Annotated in this window: 15 protein-coding genes; 8 read left to right on the top strand and 7 right to left on the bottom strand. The window is 52.2% G+C overall.

The window, feature by feature from the left end:
• From ACYVH9_RS23065 to ACYVH9_RS23040, 6 genes are all read left to right on the top strand, one after another.
• Nucleotides 1-1,749: a sodium:solute symporter family protein gene (locus tag ACYVH9_RS23065; protein ID WP_460638774.1), complete on the top strand. Its 1,749-nt coding sequence runs from the start codon at nt 1-3 to the stop codon at nt 1,747-1,749.
• Nucleotides 1,750-1,780: 31 nt separating this feature from the next.
• Nucleotides 1,781-3,826 carry a glycoside hydrolase family 2 protein gene (locus ACYVH9_RS23060; protein WP_460638773.1) on the top strand — a complete coding sequence of 682 codons (2,046 nt, stop codon included), beginning with the start codon at nt 1,781-1,783 and terminating at the stop codon, nt 3,824-3,826.
• Nucleotides 3,801-6,077, top strand: coding sequence for an FAD-dependent oxidoreductase (locus tag ACYVH9_RS23055; protein WP_460638772.1), 2,277 nt, complete (start codon nt 3,801-3,803; stop codon nt 6,075-6,077). The genes ACYVH9_RS23060 and ACYVH9_RS23055 overlap by 26 nt, the downstream gene beginning before the upstream one ends.
• Nucleotides 6,078-6,375: 298 nt before the next feature.
• Nucleotides 6,376-6,930 (top strand): peroxiredoxin, encoded by a 555-nt coding sequence (locus tag ACYVH9_RS23050; protein ID WP_460638771.1) that lies wholly within the window; start codon nt 6,376-6,378, stop codon nt 6,928-6,930.
• Nucleotides 6,931-7,025: 95 nt separating this feature from the next.
• Entirely contained in the window at nt 7,026-7,616 is a 591-nt protein-coding gene (locus tag ACYVH9_RS23045; protein ID WP_460638770.1) for a carboxymuconolactone decarboxylase family protein, read from the top strand.
• Nucleotides 7,617-7,775: 159 nt separating this feature from the next.
• Nucleotides 7,776-8,780, top strand: a complete 1,005-nt coding sequence (locus ACYVH9_RS23040) for a c-type cytochrome (RefSeq protein WP_460638769.1) — start codon at nt 7,776-7,778, stop codon at nt 8,778-8,780.
• Between the two features lie 94 nt (nt 8,781-8,874).
• Here the strand turns inward: ACYVH9_RS23040 and hemH are convergent, their stop codons facing one another.
• Complete coding sequence (gene hemH, locus ACYVH9_RS23035; RefSeq protein ID WP_460638768.1) at nt 8,875-9,948, bottom strand: ferrochelatase; 1,074 nt, start codon at nt 9,946-9,948, stop codon at nt 8,875-8,877.
• A 118-nt stretch (nt 9,949-10,066) separates the two neighbouring features.
• Here hemH and ACYVH9_RS23030 point away from each other — a divergent pair, with 118 nt between their 5' ends.
• Nucleotides 10,067-11,002, top strand: a complete 936-nt coding sequence (locus ACYVH9_RS23030; RefSeq protein ID WP_460638767.1) for a LysR substrate-binding domain-containing protein — start codon at nt 10,067-10,069, stop codon at nt 11,000-11,002.
• On the opposite strand, the gene ACYVH9_RS23025 is transcribed toward ACYVH9_RS23030, so the two are convergent.
• Both ACYVH9_RS23025 and ACYVH9_RS23020 read right to left on the bottom strand, forming a co-directional pair.
• Nucleotides 10,999-12,273 carry a DEAD/DEAH box helicase gene (locus ACYVH9_RS23025; RefSeq protein ID WP_460638766.1) on the bottom strand — a complete coding sequence of 425 codons (1,275 nt, stop codon included), beginning with the start codon at nt 12,271-12,273 and terminating at the stop codon, nt 10,999-11,001. The two genes, ACYVH9_RS23030 and ACYVH9_RS23025, sit on opposite strands and share 4 nt — an antisense overlap.
• A gap of 56 nt (nt 12,274-12,329) precedes the next feature.
• Nucleotides 12,330-13,412, bottom strand: coding sequence for a complex I subunit 1/NuoH family protein (locus ACYVH9_RS23020; RefSeq protein WP_460638765.1), 1,083 nt, complete (start codon nt 13,410-13,412; stop codon nt 12,330-12,332).
• A 186-nt stretch (nt 13,413-13,598) separates the two neighbouring features.
• Here ACYVH9_RS23020 and ACYVH9_RS23015 point away from each other — a divergent pair, with 186 nt between their 5' ends.
• Nucleotides 13,599-14,921 carry a cryptochrome/photolyase family protein gene (locus ACYVH9_RS23015; RefSeq protein ID WP_460638764.1) on the top strand — a complete coding sequence of 441 codons (1,323 nt, stop codon included), beginning with the start codon at nt 13,599-13,601 and terminating at the stop codon, nt 14,919-14,921.
• A gap of 49 nt (nt 14,922-14,970) precedes the next feature.
• Here ACYVH9_RS23015 and ACYVH9_RS23010 read toward each other — a convergent pair whose 3' ends face one another.
• The 4 genes from ACYVH9_RS23010 to ACYVH9_RS22995 all read right to left on the bottom strand — a co-directional run bounded on the left by ACYVH9_RS23010 (nt 14,971) and on the right by ACYVH9_RS22995 (nt 19,004).
• Nucleotides 14,971-16,215, bottom strand: a complete 1,245-nt coding sequence (locus tag ACYVH9_RS23010; protein ID WP_460638763.1) for a lytic transglycosylase domain-containing protein — start codon at nt 16,213-16,215, stop codon at nt 14,971-14,973.
• 144 nt (nt 16,216-16,359) lie between these two features.
• Nucleotides 16,360-17,652: an MFS transporter gene (locus ACYVH9_RS23005; RefSeq protein ID WP_460638762.1), complete on the bottom strand. Its 1,293-nt coding sequence runs from the start codon at nt 17,650-17,652 to the stop codon at nt 16,360-16,362.
• 7 nt (nt 17,653-17,659) lie between these two features.
• Complete coding sequence (locus ACYVH9_RS23000) at nt 17,660-18,241, bottom strand: TetR/AcrR family transcriptional regulator (RefSeq protein WP_460638761.1); 582 nt, start codon at nt 18,239-18,241, stop codon at nt 17,660-17,662.
• Between the two features lie 85 nt (nt 18,242-18,326).
• Nucleotides 18,327-19,004: a DUF6624 domain-containing protein gene (locus ACYVH9_RS22995; protein ID WP_460638760.1), complete on the bottom strand. Its 678-nt coding sequence runs from the start codon at nt 19,002-19,004 to the stop codon at nt 18,327-18,329.
• Between the last annotated feature and the right edge of the window lie 15 nt (nt 19,005-19,019).

Below are 19,019 nucleotides of genomic sequence, written 5' to 3'. Positions count from 1 at the left end.
ATGAATACAACCATTGATTCCCTTGTCATCTTCGTATTCTCGGCTTTTGTGCTCGGAATCGGGATGCTGTTTGCCCGAACTGGCCGCAACCTGAAGTCGTTCTTTGCGGGTGGTGAAGCCGTGCCGTGGTTCATCGGCGGCTTGTCGCTGTTTATGAGCTTTTTCTCCGCCGGAACGTTCGTGGCCTGGGGCTCCATCGCCTACAAACACGGCTGGGTGGCCATCACGATTCAGTGGACTATGTGCATCGGCGCACTCGTCACGGGCTTGTACCTGGCGCCCCGCTGGAAAGCCACCGGTGCGCTGACGGCGGCCGAGTTCATCCGCGAACGACTGGGCACTACGGTTCAGAAAGCCTACATTTTCATCTTTACACTGGTTTCGCTGTTTATCAAAGGTTCGGTACTGTATCCGGTCGCCAAACTGGTCAGCTCGTCGCTGAACTTGCCGCTGGTGCCCTGCACGATTGGGCTAGGCATTTTCATGATTGCCTATACCGCCGTAGGTGGTCTCTGGGCGGTGATGGTCACCGACATTTTGCAGTTTGTGGTATTGTCGGCTGCGGTTTTTATCCTCCTGCCGCTTTCGCTGGACCGCGTGGGCGGTTTTGACGGTTTCACGAAAGCCGTTCCCGACGACTTTTTCAACCTGCTCAATGGCGAATACACCTTTGGTTTCGTGGCAGCTTTTGTGATTTACCACATCTGTTACATCGGCGGAAACTGGACGTTTGTGCAACGGTATACCAGCGTTGACAGCCCGAAATCGGCTCGCAAGGTGGCCTTTTTGTTCGCCGGTTTGTACCTCGTCAGCCCCGTCATCTGGATGTTGCCACCGATGATTTACAAAGCCATCAATCCGTCGCTAACGGGTCTTGACACGGAAAACGCGTACCTGATGATCTGCAAATTGGTGCTGCCACCGGGCCTGTTGGGCCTGATGCTGACGGGCATGTATTTCTCGACCTCGGCCAGCGCCAACACGGCCCTGAATGTGGTTTCGGCGGTTTTTACCAATGACATTTACAAAGGGCTGATCAATCCGAATGCGTCGGATCGGCAATTGATGCGCATCGCCCGGGGCTCATCCTGGTTTTTTGGGTTTGGCATGATCGTCATTGCGTTGCTGGTTCCGGCGGCTGGCGGGATTGTGGAAGTGGTGCTGAGCATTTCGTCCATCTCCGGTGGTCCGCTGCTGGCACCTCCTCTCTGGGCCCTGTTTTCCAAACGCCTGACCGGAAAGGCAACCCTCTGGATTACGAGCATCGGTTTGCTGGTCAACCTGTTTTTCAAAGCCGTTTCGCCCTGGCTACTGGATTTTAAACTCACGCGCGGAGCCGAAACCATTATCGGTGTTGGGCTGCCGTTGCTGCTCCTGCTGGCTTACGAACTTTGGGCGGCCCGACGTTCGGCACAGTCCGGCCAGCAAGTCGCTGACGAAGAACGAAATTATCAGCTTGCTAAGGCTCAAAAGCGGGTTGAAGCCGTTGAAAACATCAGTCTGGAAGAAGCCATCGAAGTCAAAAAGCAAAACCGGTTTGGACTACGGATTATTGCCGTATCGCTGGCTTTTACGGCGGTGATGCTGCTGGGGCTGAGTTTCCTGACAACGAAAGGAGCTGCCATAACCGCCACCATTTCGGGCGTCGTTTTAGTGGCATCCCTGATTCCCTGGCGGGCATCCCGGCGCGTTCAAATACCATCAATCCAGTCACAATCTGCCACCGTAGCTAATTCAAGTCACGAATAATCAAAGGAAAAAATCCTTTCCGCTGTTTTCTATGAAATTCATTCATCCCCTGCTTCTTTTCTTTCTTCTTCACCTGACCTCTGTTTCGTTTGGGCAGTATACCCTCCGCGATCCGAAAGCCATTCCGCTGAACGGCGAATGGGTTTTTGCGATGGACCCGAACGATGTGGGAGAAACCGGCAAATGGTACCGCGACGATGCCCCGATTAACCGCTGGAATAAAGTCACCGTGCCGCACTGCTTTTCCGTTGATCCGCGCTATCAGTTTTACACCGGAACTGCCTGGTACCGCCGGACCTTTCCCTGGCAACCAACCACCGGCAAACGGGTTTTGCTGCATTTCGACGCGGCTTATTACGAAACCGTCGTCTGGCTCAACAACCAGAAAGTCGGCACGCACGAAGGCGGTTACACGCCCTTCCATTTCGACATTACCGATCACCTGAAAGCGGGAACCAATACCATCGCCGTTTCGGTCAATAATAATACCTGGCGCACGGGTACCATTCCCGGCTCGAAGGACTACAACCAACCCAACGACCCGTTTCCCGGCTGGATCAATTACGGCGGGCTGATTCGTCCGGTTTACCTGACCGTCGAACCTGCGGTGTACGTCGAAAATGTCAAAGTGGAAGCCACGCCTGATCTGACGAAAGGAACGGCCTCGCTCAAAATTAAAACCCGGATTCGGAACACCACCGGGCAACCGACAACGCCGAAACTGACTTTCCGACTCGAACAAAACGGTAAAACCGTCAACGTTAGCTGGAAACAGCAGCCGGGCCAGACGACAAATCAGACCACGGTTTGGGAAGCCGAAACGGGCCTGAAAGCCGCCGATGTGAAGCTCTGGAGCGTCGACCAACCGACGTTGTACGACCTTCAGGTGGTGGCCGCAACTGATACTGTCCGGACCCATTTTGGCATTCGGAAAGTGGAAGTAAAAGGAACGCAGTTGCTGCTCAACGGCCAGCCGATCAAGGTTGCGGGTGGAAACCGGGTGGTCGATTATCCGAAACTGGGGTCGCTGGAACCGGACTGGCTGGTGGAAAAAGACCTGCGGCTGATGAAGGAAGCCGGCATGGAACTGCACCGGCTGACGCACTACACGCCCGCCGAAACCGTCTATGACTGGGCCGACCGCAACGGAATGCTCATCATCACCGAAGCCGGTAACTGGCAGCTGACGCCCCGGCAGATGGATAACGACACGATTCGCACCAAGTTCCGGCAGCAGTTCAGGGAGATGGCTGAGCGCGACTGGAACCACCCCAGCGTCATTGCCTACAGCGTTGGAAATGAATACCTCTCTGAGCAACCCGCCGGACAGCGCTGGACCAAAGACATGATTGCTTACGCCCGCGAACTCGACCCCACGCGGCTGTATACCTTCGCGTCGATGCGCCTGAACATTCTGCCCAAAAAGCCGGAAGACGAAGCCAGTCAGTACTGCGATTTTATCTCGACCAACACCTACGGCAACCACGCGCCGATCCTGAAACACATTCATTCGCTGTATCCCGACAAACCGATTTTCATCAGCGAGTACGGCACCCGGGCAGATGGCAAAGACGGCGAAGCGGGTCAGGTTACGCACCTGGAGAAGTTTCTGAGCGACATCCGCCAGCTACCCTATGTGATCGGTGCGTCGTGGTGGTCGTACAACGATTACCTGAGCCGGCACGACGGTACGAACCCGGACGGTACCCGCCCCTGGGGACTGGTTCGGCACGACCGCTCGAAACGGCCCTTGTACAACGCCCACCGCAACGGGATGGCGCCCGTAACCATCGAGAAGCTCAGCTGGACACCCGGCTCGGAAGGTGTTCACCAACTCAAACTCCGGGTCACGGCCCGCACCGATTTTCCAGCTTACACGCTCCGGCAGTACCGGTTAAAGACGGGCACCTCAACCCTGCTTATTCCGGATTTGCAACCGGGCCAAACCGCGGACTTTACGTTGCCGGTCAGCGGTTTTGAGAACACGCTAACCGTAGAAATAATCAAACCAACAGGCTTTTCCATACTTGCACAAACGATTGATTTAACGAATGATACGCGAACAAGCAACCGATAAGCGAGCGCCTAAAACCGTTCGATACGAAGCTGATTTGATTGTGGTAGGCGGAGGACTTTCCGGTACCTGCTGTGCGATTACAGCAGCCCGCGCGGGTACGCGCGTGGTCCTGGTACAAGATCGTCCCGTGTTAGGAGGAAATTCTTCCAGCGAAGTCCGGTTGTGGGTTCTGGGGGCCACCTCGCACATGGGCAACAACAACCGCTGGGCCCGCGAAGGTGGTTTTATCGATGAGGTTTTACTGGAAAACCTGTACCGTAATCCGGAAGGTAACCCGCTGATTTTCGACACCATTCTGCTCGAAAAAGTGGTCAACGAACCGAACATTACGCTTTTACTAAACACCGCCGTGTACGAAATCGAAAAGTCGGGACCGGAAACCATCAGCGCAGTAAAAGCCTTTTGCACCCAGAACAGCACCGCCTACGACCTGACAGCTCCGCTATTCTGCGATGCCTCAGGCGACGGTGTGATGGCGTTCCAGGCCGGAGCGGCTTTCCGAATGGGGGCCGAATCGGCGGAGGAGTTTGGCGAGAAGTTTGCACCTACGGCTGAATACGGCGAATTGCTGGGGCACTCGCTGTATTTCTACACGAAAGATACCGGCAAACCCGTGCGGTTTGTGCCGCCCTCCTACGCCTTGCAGGACATTACTAAAATCCCGCGCTATCGGCGGTTCAATGCCAAAGAATTCGGTTGCCAACTGTGGTGGATCGAATACGGCGGTCGGCTCGATACCGTGCACGACACCGAAACCATCAAATGGGAACTCTGGAAAGTGGTGTATGGCGTCTGGAACCACATCAAAAACTCCGGCCAGTTTCCGGAAGCCGAAACGATGACGCTTGAATGGGTTGGGCAGATTCCCGGCAAGCGCGAAAGCCGACGGTTTGAAGGCGATTATATGCTGAAACAGCAGGATGTCGTCGAGCAACGGACGCACGCCGATGCGGTAGCCTTCGGTGGCTGGTCGCTGGATTTGCACCCCGCCGACGGCGTTTTCTCCGAAAAACCGGGCTGTAACCAATGGCATAGCAAAGGTCTGTACCAGATTCCGTACCGTAGTCTATACAGCCGAAACATCAAAAACCTGTTCATTGCCGGGCGAATCATCAGTGCCTCGCACGTGGCTTTTGCTTCCTCGCGGGTGATGGGGACCAGCGCGCACGGCGGGCAGGCGGTGGGTATGGCGGCCGCCCTGTGTACGCGCGACGGCCTGCTGCCCCGCAATTTGACCGAACCCGTTCGGATGCACGAGCTGCAGCAGGAACTGCTCAAAACCGGGCAGCACATTCCGGGCCTGCACCTGTTCGACGGTTCTGATCTGGCCCACAGTGCTCGTCTAACGGCTTCCAGCGAACTGGTGCTGAACGAACTTCCCGCCGATGGTCCGTTACTTCCATTGACTTCGTCGGCGGGTCAGATGCTGCCGTTACCCGACGGGCCAGTGCCACAGCTGACGGTCTGGGCTAGTGCCGATCAGGACACTACGCTGACGGTGGAACTGCGCCGGAGCAGCAAACCGGAGAACCATACACCCGACGTACCGCTCCAGATTCTGACGATTCCGGTGTCGAAAGGTCGGCAGGAACTTACGCTGAATTTTGAGGCTACGCTCGAAGAACCGGCTTACGTCTTTATCCTGTTCATAAAAAATGAGCACATTCGACTGCAATACAGTGCATTACGGGTGACGGGTCTTTTGTCGGTTTTTAACAAGGTGAACGCGGCTGTTTCCAACTTCGGAAAACAGGAGCCAACCGAGGATATTGGCGTGGATGCATTTGAGTTCTGGACACCGGAGCGACGGCCCAAAGGCCAGAACCTGGCGATGAAAATTAATCCCGGCATTGCGCTATTCGGCGTCGAAAACCTGCGCAACGGAGTGCAAAGGCCTACGAACCAGCCCAACGGTTACGTTGCTGACCCATCCGATCCGAACCCGACGGTGACGCTAAGCTGGGCGGAAACGCAGCGCATTAGCCGCGTAGAATTGTTTTTTGATGGCGATTTCGACCACCCACTCGAAACCGTTATCATGACGCATCCCGAGACGGAAGTTCCCTTCTGCATTCGTGACTACACACTCTGCAACGACCGGAAAGAACGGATTTTTGAGCAAATGCATAATCACCAGACGCGCAATACGGTCCGTTTTGATCAACCCATCGAAACCCGCAGTTTAAGCGTCCATCTGAAAGCCATGAACGGAGCCGCCCCAGCAGCCCTGATGGAAATACGAGTTTATTAAGTAATATTCTCGTTTCAACCCCAGATCGGGTAGAGTTTGTCGAACCGACAAATCACTACCCGATCTTTTTATTTTCATATTTACTAAAAATCAATAGCACTATTATTATTTTCATTTATCCTATTCCAGACCACCTACGGTTTTGCAGCCATTCCATGACGCCTATTAGGCTATTTAATGATAATTCTCATCATTTTTATCTATATCAAATCAATAAATACAATGTGCGTGGCATCGTTTTTCTTACCACTTTTGTACAGAAATCATTTCCAGACAACCTGTACAAATAGTTAAAACTATGAAAAATCATATTGTATCCGTAGGGTCACAATTCCCGGAATTTAAGAAACTGGCTGTTGTATCCCTGGAAAAAGGCAACGAGTTTTACGAAATCTCTTCCGATGACCATAAAGCTGCTGGCAAATGGCTGGTGATGTTCTGGTGGCCGAAAGACTTTACGTTTGTTTGCCCGACTGAAATCGCCGAATTCAATAACAAATTCGAAGATTTCGCAGACCGCGACACCATCGTCATCGGTGCTTCAACGGACAGTGAATTTGTTCACCTGGCATGGCGTAAAAACCACGACGACCTGCGTGGGCTGAAATTCCCGATGCTGGCCGATACGTCAAAATCACTTGCGGAAGAATTGGGTATCCTGGAAGCCAACGAAAAAATTGCTTACCGTGTTACCTACATTGTTGACCCTCAAGGCATTGTACGTTGGGTATCGGTTAACGACCTGTCTGTTGGCCGGAACGTAAACGAAGTAATCCGTGTATTGGACGCACTGCAAACCGACGAGCTGTGCCCCTGCAACTGGGTGAAAGGCGAAGAAACGCTGAACGCATAATTTTAATTGCGAAAGGATGAGAGAGCAAATAGCTTCGCCAAAATTTAGTCACTAACCGGCGCTTTCACTCTCTCCTTCTTTCACGCTTTCAAACCATGACGACTTCCATTCAAAACGAAACCGCCCTGTCGCTGCTGACCAATCTGGGATTGGATACAACGGCTTCTTACCCGGTGCTGGAAACACTCGGCCAAGTTGATCAGCGGTACCTGCGCGATCTCAAAATAAACGTTGGCAACGTCCTGAATAGCAGCCAGCATCTAACCAAGAAGGAAACCAGCCTGCTGGCGCTGTCGGTGGCGGTTAATGAGAAGCACCAGCCGCTGATTGACAGCTTCTCGACGCTGGCCCGTCAGGAAGGTGCTACGGATGCCGAAATTGCCGAAACGCTGGCCTGTACGTCGCTTTTGAGCACCAACAACGTTTTCTACCGGTTCCGTCATTTCACCGGAAAGGATTATTACCAGCAAACGCAGCCCGGCATTCGGATGAGCATCATGATGAACCCGGTATTGGGCAAAGAATTTTTCGAGCTGGTTAGCCTGGTTGTTTCTGCCGTAAATGGCTGTGAATTGTGCGTTCGTTCGCACGAAGAAAGTGTTTTGAAGCACGGAGCAACAGAAGCCCGTGTTTTTGATGCCATCCGCCTGGGTTCAGTCGTGAAAGGCTTAATTACCGTTTTATAAGTTATAAATTACACTTCATCGACATACCGGCAGGGCTTTTCGGGCCCTGCCGGTTTTTTTGTTGCCAAATAATAAGTTAGCCATTTGCAGGGCAGCCCGTACTAGCCTTAACAGGGTCCCTTACAGTACCTTGCATAACGACTCTTTTTAACTATAGCTATGAAAAAAATTTGGCGCATTCTGTCCATTATCCTCGGCATTATTATACTCCTGGTCGTCGGCGGTATCACTTACATTAAAACTGCCCTCCCTGATGTAGGCCCTGCTCCCGAATTAACGGTTCAAGCCGATTCCGCCCAGATCGCCCGGGGTAAGTACCTGGCCACTCACGTAGCGGTTTGTATCGATTGTCACTCCGAGCGGGACTGGAAGATTTCAAGCGGACCGGTAGTGGCCGGAACTGAAGGCAAAGGTGGCGAAGCGTTTACCCGCGAGATGGGATTTCCCGGTCTTTATTTCGCCCGAAACATCACGCCAGCCCACCTCAACGGGTGGAGCGACGGCGAAATTTACCGCGCCATAACGGCGGGCGTTTCTAAAGATGGACGAGCGTTATTTCCCGTTATGCCTTACGGGAATTTCGGCCAGGTCGATCCCGAAGATATTAAGTCCATTATTGCTTATATACGGACATTGAAACCCATCGAGAACAATTCGATTCCGACACCCGAATCCGATTTTCCGATGAGCTTGATTATCAATACCATTCCGGCCAAAGCCGAAGGCAATAAACGGCCGGTTCCTACCGACTCGGTTGCGTATGGCAAATACCTGGTTACGTTCGCCAGCTGCGGAGATTGTCATACGCCGGTTGATGACAAAGGACAGCCTCTGCCGGGCATGGCTTTCGCGGGTGGACGGTCGTTTCCGATGCCTGCCGGAACGGTCCGGGCTTCCAACCTGACACCCGATCCGGAAACCGGTCTGGGCTCCTGGACCAAGCAGGCCTTCGTTGCCCGCTTCAAAGACGCCCAGCAAAAGGGCTACAAACATCCGGCGACGCTTGAACATGCCGAGTTCAATACCATTATGCCCTGGATTATGTATTCGGGTATGAGTGAACAGGATCTGGGAGCGATTTTTACGTATTTGAAAACCGTTACCCCGGTCAAGAACGCCGTCGTCAAGTTTACCCCCAAAGGGCAGGAGGTAGCCGCCCGTTAAATCAAAAGGCCCGCTGCTCAGCGGGCCTTTTGTTGTTCTACATCTTCCTGAACACCAAGATCCAAAAAGTTAATATTGGTTTTGGAATCAAAGGTCATCCCGCCTTTTTCACAAGATCAACCAACAGATCGATCCAGATCGGGCTATCGTTGAGGCTCTCGACCAACTGCCAGCGCTTACCGCCGTGCTTCTCAAATAATTCTTTGTATTCTTCTCCAACCTCAATTGTAGTTTCCAGGCAATCGGCCACAAAAGCGGGAGAAAAAGCCAGCACGCTCCTGATACCTTTCTGGGCCAGTTCCGGAATCACCTCGTCGGTATAGGGTTTAATCCAGGGTTCTTTTCCTAGCCTCGACTGAAAGCTAGTGGTGTATTTCCCTTCCGGAATGCCCAGTTCACGAACCAGCAATCGAGTCGTTTCGAAACATTGAGCCCGGTAACAATATTGATTCATTCCGTGGAACGACGAACAGCAAGCTCCCAATTTACAGGTATGACCCGTTGCATCTCCTTTCAAAATTTGTCGTTCAGGAAGCCCGTGGTAGCTAAACAGGTAGTGATCAAACGTTTCGGTGTCCATGTACTGGCGCGCCCGCTGAGCAAACCCTTCGATAAACTTCGGATGATCCAGAAAGCGGTTGGTGAATTCGATCCGCGGAATAACCTGCCACTTCCCTACAATATCCATTACTTTTTCGTATACCGAACCCGTACTGGCTGATGCATATTGCGGAAAAAACGGAATTACTACGATATCAGTCAAACCTAGCTGCTGAAAAGCCAATAGTCCAGCGTCAATACTTGGGTTCTGGTAACGCATGGCCAGCTTCACCACGTAGTTGTTGCCCAGTTTATTTTGCAATTCCCGCTCGACAATTTCACCGTAATATTTCAACGGCGAGCCATTGACCGTCCACAGTTCGCGGTAAACTTTAGCGGATTTAGGAGCACGGAACGGCGCAATAATGCCATTAACGAGAAAAAACCGTTGGGCATACGGAATATCGATAACACGCCCGTCCATCAAGAACTCCCGAAGGTATTTTCGAACATCCGGCACCGATGGACTATCAGGTGTTCCGAGATTCACGATCAAGACGCCCGTTTTGCCAAGTGGTTTTTGAACGTCCGGAGATTGATTTTTAATGGATAAACTGGGTACTTCCATACGTAAATAGCGAATTGGTACATCAAAATTACAACGCAAACTGCATCAACCCAATCAATATGTTTTATTTTTGCATCAAATTTATCTATATCAACTCGATTTCTTTTTCACACCCAGAATGACGCTTTCGCAGTTAGAATACATTGTTGCCGTTGATACCTACCGCCATTTTGCCACCGCGGCCGATCATTGCCATGTCACCCAGCCCACGCTCAGTATGCAAATTCAAAAACTGGAAGACGAGCTGGGCATTCTGTTATTCGACCGCTCGAAGCAGCCTGTTGTTCCAACCGAAACTGGCCAAACCATTCTGAATCAGGCCCGTGATGTGCTGCGTGCGGCCCGGCGAATTCCGGAAATTGTGAAAGAATCCCGCGAAGATTTCAGCGGAGAGCTCCGGCTCGGAATCATTCCAACCCTGGCGCCGTACCTACTCCCCTTCTTCATCGGTCAGTTCATTGAACGGTATCCGGCTGTAACGGTGCAAATACAGGAAATGATGACCGAGCAGATTCTGGAGCGGCTCAAAAACGGTCTCATCGACGTGGGGATTGTAGTAACACCCCTGGATGAGAACGGTTTAATGGAAATTCCGCTGTTCTACGAACCTTTCGTTCTGTATGCCGCCAACTCGCATCCGCTGTTCCAAAAAACCGCGATTGAGTCCACCGATCTGAAGACCGACGGTTTATGGCTGCTCACCGAAGGTCATTGCTTTCGTAATCAGGTTGTTAGCCTGTGCGGAGCGGATAAGCGCCAGAACGGCAGCCAACCACTCCGCTACGAAACGGGGTCGCTCGAAACGCTGATCAAACTGATTGATAAACAGGACGGTTTTACCCTACTGCCGTATTTGGCGACGCTCGACATGGATGACGTTCGGAAATCACGGATTCGCCCCTTTGAAGCGCCACAACCGGTCCGGGAAGTAAGCCTGATCACACACCGGAGTTTCCTGAAACGGAAACTGATTGATGCCCTGAAACAGGAAATTCTGGCTCACTTACCCGCCGAACTGACGATCAAACGGAAAAATACCGTGGTTCATCTTTAGCGCCGGCCAAACCGACGACGGTTTCCATTGCGGAAACCTGATCCGGCTCCCACGGTTTCACTGCGGTTTCCGCCCAAACCGTTCCCCGCTTGCGAACGCGCTGGCGGTTCGGCTGCGGCTACGGCAGGTGCAGACCCCAACGGATACGGGTGATTATCGACCACCGGTATTGTTTTGGAAATCAACTTATTGATATCCCGCAAGTATTCTTTTTCTTCAGCATCACAGAATGAAAAAGCAAAACCGCTGTTGCCCGCCCGACCCGTTCGACCAATCCGGTGAACGTAGGTTTCCGGAACGTTTGGCAATTCGTAGTTGATAACGTGCGATAGTTCTTCCACATCAATTCCGCGCGCGGCAATGTCGGTCGCTACCAGCACCCGCGTCTGCCGGTTCTTGAAGTTATTCAGGGCGCGTTGCCGGGCGTTTTGTGATTTATTTCCGTGAATGGCTTCGGCCTGAATCCCCGCTTTTGACAAATCCTTGGCCACCCGGTCGGCACCGTGTTTGGTGCGGGCAAACACCAATACCGAGCCGATTGACTGATCGTTTAGCAGGTGAATCAGCAGACGCTTTTTGTTTGCTTTGTCCACAAAATAAACTGATTGCCGAACGGTTTCAGCCGTAGACGAAACCGGCGTCACTTCCACTTTGACCGGTTTTTTCAGAATGGTATCGGCCAGCTTCGCCACATCCGGCGGCATCGTGGCCGAGAAAAACAGCGACTGCCGTTGCGTTGGCAATTTGGCAATCACCTTTTTAACGTCGTGGATGAAACCCATGTCGAGCATCCGGTCGGCCTCGTCAAGCACAAACAATTCGATGTGCCGCAGATCAATAAACCGTTGGTTCATCAAATCCAGCAGACGGCCCGGTGTGGCAATCAGGATATCAACCCCGGCTTTGAGCGCCTGCGTTTGAGCGTGCTGCGAAACACCCCCAAAAATAACCGTATGACGCAGTTCCAGAAACCGTCCGTAAGCCGTAAAACTATCGCCGATCTGGATCGCCAGCTCGCGCGTAGGGGTCAGAATCAGAGCCTTGACGGTTTTCGGACCCCGTTCGGTGGCTTTCTGATTGTGAAGAATTTGCAGAATAGGAATGGCGAAGGCTGCGGTTTTGCCGGTACCGGTCTGGGCACAACCCAGCAGGTCCTGATGCTCCAATAAAACGGGAATAGCCTGTTCCTGAATGGGTGTGGGAGTAGTATAACCTTCGGCGCTCAGAGCCTTCAAAATGGGCTCAATGAGCGGTAATTTCGTAAAAGACATGTAGTATGTTTTGGTACTTGTATTTGTCTAACTGTTTCGGGACAAATAAAGTGCCATTATACCATCAACAACCGCCAGATCCCGGAAATCAGCACCAGAATCAGGCCAATGGGGGTCAATACTTTCCAGCACAGAAACATCATCTGATCAACCCGTACCCGGGGAAACGTCCAGCGGACCCACATCTGCACCAGCACCGCGAGCATGGCTTTGGCAAAAAGCCAGAAAAAGCCTGTGATATTTCCCCAGGCTGTTCCCGGCAGTCCACTCGTCCAGTCGGCCAGCCGCAGCGGACCCAGGTTCGGCAAGGGCGTGTTCCAGCTTCCCAGAAACAAAATTGCACCCAGGAAAGACACCAGCAGCATCATGGCATACTCCGAAAGCATCAGCAGCGCAAACCGCATTCCGCTGTACTCGGTGTTGTAACCACCCACCAGCTCCGACTCGCCTTCGGGCAGGTCAAAAGGTGCGCGGTTGCTTTCGGCCAGGGTTGCGATAAAGAAGATAACGTAAGCAATGAGCAAAAACGGATTGCGGAAAATATTCCAGCTAAAGATACCGCCCCAGTTGGTTACATCGACGTTTAGAAACTTCAGTCCGAACAGATAATTGGTTTCTTCCGCATAAATGCCCTGCTGAAAACTCATCTCCTGTAAATTCAGCGTCTGCCCGATCATGACGGCGCACAGGATGGTCAGGCCCAGCGGTATTTCGTACGAAACAATCTGAGCCACCGAACGCATGGCCCCAAAGAGGGAATATTTGTTGTTGGACCCCCAGCCGGCCATCATCACTCCGATCACGTCGACCGATACAATCGCCATCAGGTAGAAAACTCCGACGCTCGTGGCGGATCCCTGCAAATCGGGGGTTAATGGCAGAACGGCGTATCCGGCAAAAACCGACGCAAAAATGATCATGGGAGCCAGCAGAAAAAGCCGTCGATCGGCCGCTTTGGGCACAATGTCTTCTTTTTGCATGAGCTTCAGCAAATCCGCGATGAGCTGCAACAACCCATATTTACCAACCTCCATCGGCCCCAGGCGGTCCTGAATAAACGCCGATACTTTTCGTTCGAGGTACACTCCAACGATTACAAAACTCAATGCCAGGATTAACGATATGGGAAGAGCGAGCATAGCCTACGTACCCACGAACTACCGTTCGTGTCTGATCTCTAGTGTTCCGACTGCCCGGCTTCTGCCAAAGGCATCCATCTGTTTGATGGTTCAAAGATAGGCAGGCAGAAGTAATATCGCGGTTTAAAGTCGGTGTAACGAAAAACATTTCCGCTAAACCGGCGGTTGCCCACAAAAAACCGTTCTATGCCCGACCCCACCCAAGAACCCGTCGCCTTATTCTGGTACCGCCGGGATTTGCGCCTGCACGACAACGCTGGCCTGTACCACGCCCTGCGCAGCGGGTTGCCCGTATTGCCGCTTTTCATTTTTGACCGGACCATTCTGGACGCACTTGACGAAAAACAGGACCGCCGGTTGGAGTTCATTCACCGCACGCTGCTCGACATGCAGGACGGATTTCGGCAATTGGGAACATCTTTGATGGTTCGGTACGGCAAACCGCTGGAGGTTTACCAGGAACTCCTGAAAGAATTTGCGATCCAGGCGGTTTATACCAATTATGATTACGAAGTATACGCCAAACAGCGCGACAAAACTGTAGCCGATTTGCTGTACGAAAACGGTGCTGAATTTTACACCTATAAGGATCAAACCATCTTCGACCGAGATGAAGTATTGACCGCCAATCGCTCGTCCTACACGGTTTTTACGCCCTACAGCCGGAACTGGCGCCACCAGCTGAATGACTTTTACCTTTCGTCCTACCCCACAGAAAAGTATAGTCGCAATTTTCTAAAAACCGATGCGTATCCCATTCCATCCCTGGAAGAATTGGGGTTTCGCCCATCGAATAAGCCTTTTCCCGAAAAGACCGTTGGCGCGAATGTACTGAAACAGTATCAGCAAAGCCGCGATTTCCCGGCCATTCAGGGAACGAGTGAACTGAGTGTTCACCTTCGATTTGGTACCATCAGCATCCGTGAGCTGGCCCGAAAGGCCCAGGCCCACAGTGCTACTTTTCTCAACGAACTGATTTGGCGGGATTTTTATTTCCAGGTACTCGATCACTTTCCACACGTCGAAACGGCTTCTTTCCGACCCGCTTACGACAACATTCAATGGCGCAACCACGAAGAAGAGTTTCAATGCTGGTGTGAAGGCCGAACGGGGTATCCGATTGTTGATGCTGGCATGCGCCAGCTCAACGAAACCGGCTGGATGCACAACCGCGTCCGAATGATCACGGCTAGTTTTCTTTGCAAACACCTGCTGATCGACTGGCGCTGGGGCGAAGCCTATTTTGCCCAGAAACTTCTTGACTACGACTTATCGGCCAACAACGGCGGCTGGCAATGGGCCGCCGGTTCGGGCACGGATGCCGCTCCTTACTTTCGGGTATTCAATCCCACGTTGCAGGCCCGGCGATTCGATCCTAACGGAGAATATATCCGTCGGTGGGTACCCGAATGGAATTCGCTCGACTACCGTGAACCTCTTGTGGAGCACACAATGGCGCGAAACCGGGCGATAGAGGTCTACAAACAAGGGCTAGCAGCCGCAAAATAGCCCCACAGCCAACGTATAACAGGGCTTGCTGCTGTCGAGCGGTATGGCGCTACAATACTTTCCAACTGACCATCCAGCTCCGTCCACCCGGTTTTAATTGATCGGCTTTGGGAAGAGGCACGCCAGCCAGGCCGGTTTGTGGGTTCAGACAAATCAGCGTCAATTTGTAAACCTGCTGATCCGTGGCCGAAACCAACTTCGTTGAGCGCAGAAAAACCTGACCTGACCGCTGATCGATGTCATCCACCAGGGCGTAAAGCACATCATCCTTACCCAGCTTCTGGTCGCCAATCTGCGTGGCTTCTGTTAACCGGAACTGCCAGGTTTGCCCAATGGCGACTTTGCCCGGTTTAACCAGTTCGGCCTGTACATCGCCTTTGAACAAAACCGAAGGAGCGGTTTGAGGTCGGGTCAAAGCCCCCAGCAAGCTATCGACCGAGGCACTTTCGAAGCGCAGTTCCAGGCTTTCTTTGGGTTGAATGGCAAACCCAATGGGCTCCGGTTCTTCCGTCGGGATAATTCCTTTGGCCATGGCTTCGGCCCGCTCGCGCTCGTAGGAATTACCTGCTGAAGCCATCAGGTTACTGGTCAGGTATTGACCCGGAAATTGAAAGAACTCCTTAACCGCCACAATTTTGTACAGGTAATCACTCGTTTCCTGGTTCATCGACAGGAAGTAATAATTCGTCTCGCGCTGTTTCTTCATGTGCGATTGCATCCGGCCAATGCCACCGTTGTAAGCAGCCGCCACCATCGTCCAGGAGCCCAGGTTGCGGTATAAAATCCGCAGGTAGCGGCAAGCCGCGTCGGTTGACTTGAGCAGGTCCTTACGCTCATCCACCTTGTCCGTCATTTTCAGCCCCAGTTCGCTGGCGGTTTCGGGCATGAGCTGCCAGTAGCCCAGCGCCCCTTTCCGTGACACCGCATCGGCCTGCAAACCGCTTTCGACCACGGCCAGGTATTTGAAATCGTCGGGAATGCGGTATTTCTTCAGCATGGGTTCAATGATCGGGAAATACTGCGCAATGGCCCGGCGCCGGAAATTGATCAGGTAATTCTGGGAGGAGATGTTTCGCATGAGCGCCACCGACAGGTTATGAGCCACGGCCCCGCTTTCCAACGGAACTGGTTCTCCACAGAAATTAACCCCCGCCGGCTTCGGGGCAGAAACCGTCCGCACTGGCATTTTAGATGGCCCACTCCGGGCCTTACGCTGCGCCAACGCCGTTGTCGCGACGGTTATTGAGAGAAGACTAAACAGGACAATTGAAAAACTGGTTCTTCGTTGATGCACAGACCTATACCCTTGGTTATCAAACAGAAAACGTCCGCAAATGCTTTTGCGTTTCTATTAGACGCATTTTTTAGTAAAAGGTTACGGATACGGCGAAATTTAGCAGATTAAACGGGTGGAGATCGCAGTCCGAGACAGCGCTAATCAGGATTCAAAACTCTGCTTAGCAACGGTTATTTCAGGATTTTCCTTTTTTTTCACGGCTTCATCCGCCTGCTTTTTTGCCACATCGCGGTTAATGATATACATCATGGCAATGGTCACTACCATGGTTCCCGCAACGATGTATCCCAGCAAATCGTAGCGCTCCAATTTTCCATCCGCAGCTTGTACAACAATTGCACCAGCCACCAGTGAAGCCAGCCCACCGGAAATCTGCTGCACCGAGGAGTTGATGCCCATGTAAGCGCCCCGGTCCTGCGGATCGGGCACACCCGACACCAGCGCCCCCGATGATACCATTCGGGCCGAAATACCGGCAAATAGCAATACATTGATGACCATAATCTGCCAGAGGGGCGTGGTGCCCAGGTTGCAATACACAATAACGACCAGAATTCCCCACAGCGATGCGTAGGAAAACAGGGGAAATTTGCCAATTTTATCACTAAGCCGGCCCGCCAATGGGCCGATAATAATGGCCGAAACGCCGGTTACCATGTAAATAAGCGGTAGATCGGCCAGGGAAATACCCAGGTTATAAATGGCAAAGGGACTTCCAAACGGCATCAGCATAAAACCGCCGGTAGCCAGAAGCGCAGTGCTGGCAAATCCGCGCAGGTAGCTCGGCCGCGAAACCGTATGCAGCAGGTGTTGAAACGGATTTCGTTCTGATTTGAGCTGCAAGTGGGCATTAACCGGTTTCATGTAAACCACAATGGCAAGTCCGACAACAACGCTGACGGCTACTATCAACAAAAACGGCGCATGCCAGCCAAGCTTGTTGGCCAGGTACAGCCCCAACGGAATGCCCAGCACCTGGCTGGCGGCAAACGCCGTCTGCACAAATCCCATGACCCGGCCACGCACCTGCCAGGCAAAAATATCCGTGATGATGGCAAACCCAATCGACCCGATCACCCCGCCGAACAGTCCGGTAATAATCCGGGCGCCCAGCAGAAACTGGTACGTGGGGGCAATGCCACAAAGGAGCGTTCCAATCACAAAGCCGCTGTAGAAAAACAACAAGAGCTTTTTACGGTCGTAACGGTCAGCAAAACCGGCGGTTAGCAAACCAGCGGTACCGGCGCTGAACGCATACGCCGACACCACCCAACCAAACTGGCTGGTCGTGATGTTAAGCTCAGCGATGAGCTGGGCACCCAGCGGGGAGAGCACCATGAAATCCAGAATAACCGTAAACTGGATAAACGCCAACATCCCGATAATTCCTTTTTCGTAGGCTGTAAAGCCGGCTTTGGTTTCTACGTTTTGCATCGATGGGTTAAGGTTTCAGTGCTTTCAGAACCAGTTGTAGCGCTTCTTCCAGGTGCTTTTCGTCCAACACAAATTGGCCCCAACCCGGCGACTGATGAAACTTAATGAGCTGGTACAACGGGGCGTAGGCTATAGACCAGTAAAGCTCAATCGGTAACCGGATCAGCTCGTGGCGCTGAATGGCGTTTCCGACAAAAACACGCATGACCTCGGAAAACGGATTTTTGGCATCAGCCTGGAATTTTTCGTGAAACGGCGAGTGACGCATCTGTTCCATGAAGTGCATCCGAATCGGGTGTTTCAGGCAGTACCTGGTGCGGTTGTTCCACTGAATCCGCAACCCTTCTTCAAAATGCATCTCAGGGTCAAAACCGTTGAGTGTTTCGGTGCTCATTGCCCGCATCTCGTCGTAATAAAGCTGCCGGATCAGGTCCTCACGGTCTTTAAAGTAGATGTAGATCGTGGCCGGAGAAACGCCCGCTGCTTTTGCCAGTTTCTGCATGCTCAAGCCGTCGAACCCTTCGCGGGCAATCATGGCCATTGCCTGTTCGCGAATGGCCAACTCCTTTGCTTCGTCCCGTATTCTCATAATGAACGCAAAATAAACGAATGTTCTTTTATTTAAAAAAGACAACAAATTAACATACCGTTAAAAATAAAGCCCCTGCTGATATTCACGGATTCCCAAGCCGGTAGCGTTGCTGCGCTTCCTGCATGGTCAGCACTTTGTAATCAACCTCCAGCCGCTTCGCATTTTCCTCCACAGTTTGGGTAAAGCCCGCTTTTTTCCGGCGTTCATTAACCGAAGCTGGGTTTTCGATCGGCCAGATAAAACATTCCTGTTTGCGCTGATCCGTTTGCAGTGGGTAACAGGCCGCCTGTGTTCCGTACACCTGCGGTTTGCGCTGCTCCATCAGCAAGCGGTCCTGCATCATGGCAACCAGCGATAAGGGCAACTCACCCGCCTGTCCGGCTTTTTCAATGAGTGGGAAATACGTAGAAATTTCCGGCGAATGCTGAATAATGTACCAGGCTGCCGTATGGGTCGGTTTGCCAACCAGCGAACTTCCCGGGTAACCGTACGTTTTGATGATTTCCTTGACACGGATCAAGTTCAGGCTATCTATCCTATTCTGGTATTCCCAAAGCTTTCCGCTTAGATTATCCGTAATCTGAAAAGCCGTCATTAAACTGTCTGCCAGCTTCTTGTTTTTAGAATATTCCATCATATACGCCCGATACCGCTGATCCAGAACGTACATACTGTCCAGCTCTTTTTTGAGCACGGGGTTGATTTGGCCAAAGCCGACAAACGGCAGCGCACAAAATAATCCGAACAAATAGCGTTTCATACGTAGGGATGGTTT

This window comes from Larkinella harenae (genome assembly GCF_054780515.1).
This window is presented reverse-complemented; position numbering and strand designations above follow the sequence as displayed.